This window comes from Oleiphilus sp. HI0125 (genome assembly GCF_001635355.1).
In genome coordinates, this window is record NZ_LWGF01000104.1 from 1 (window position 1) to 1,049 (window position 1,049).

General features: G+C 45.5%; 1 protein-coding gene and 1 pseudogene. Both read right to left on the reverse strand.

Annotation, left to right across the window (positions count from 1 at the left end; all coding sequences use genetic code 11):
• On the reverse strand, window positions 1-790 hold a 790-nt coding region (locus A3762_RS01655), incomplete at its 3' end, for a hypothetical protein (RefSeq protein ID WP_156493124.1).
• Window positions 780-1,049, reverse strand: a pseudogene (locus A3762_RS26845) (hypothetical protein); the annotation flags it as partial. The pseudogene A3762_RS26845 and the gene A3762_RS01655, both read right to left, overlap by 11 nt.

Sequence of the window (1,049 nt, forward strand, 5' to 3'; positions counted from 1 at the left end):
TCGCGTATAGTTTTCGGTACAAATCCATTTGGTTACGGAAGTGATCAAGCTCGTGTTCTGTGTTCAAAACCTTCGAAAAGGCACGTCGCTCTAATTCGCTGAGATCGGTCTTACCGAGTAACGTTTTAAAACCATCGGTATCCCATTGGCTAATGGTTTGTGCGGTTTGATCCAGGCGCATGTTGATCTCTGTGTAGAGCTTTTCTTGGGTCTTAGAGCGAAAGTGGGCTGATAAATATGCAATAAAGAAGAGGATGACAGAGGCTGATATGAAGCTCGCATACAGCTTTATTTTTAACGCTTGTTTCTCGTTTTGGGAGAGCTCAAACTGTGCGTAAAAACGCGCATGCATCGCCTCGATGTTGGTACTGTCTTTCAGTAGATGATTATAGAGGACGTGATTGTCCTTCGTTTGTAAAAATTGATCTAAGTGTAGGGTGAGAATATCTAGGCTGGTGACACCGACAAAGCTCGCAATTTTACGTTCTTGTCCCACCATGTTTCGAAAGCGTTCCGCCTCGCTTTTTAATAACGCTGTGGGCGTGATGATAAAGTCGTCTAAACAGGGTTGGCTCTTGCAGCTTTCTGAATTGTGTAACAGGGTTTCCGTGAGTTTCACGAGGTGTTCAGATTGTTCGACCAAACGGTATTGTTTTAAGTCGCTCTCGGGCCTAACCGTCATATCGTGAATGACAAATACCGCCGAGATAGCGAGGCAGAGTATCGCAAAGCCTGCACATAATAGCGAGTTAGCTTTTGATACCACTACGATGAGCTTGCTAGCGTTCATCGAAGGAATCCTGTATCGCGGCCATAATTGGTTTCAGAGCATAGTCGATCACACGTCGTGTGCCGGTTTGAATATCAGCCGTGAGCTCCATGTGTGGAGTGATCTTGTATTGCAGGCCTGAACGCTCAACGTAGTCACGTGCCAAGCTCACTTGCACCATGAAAAACTCATTGTCCTCTTCTTTAAATGAGCTTCTCGAGATTGATGAAATCGTGCCGTCGATGCTGCCGTATTGCGTAAAGTTGTAGGTATCGAGCTT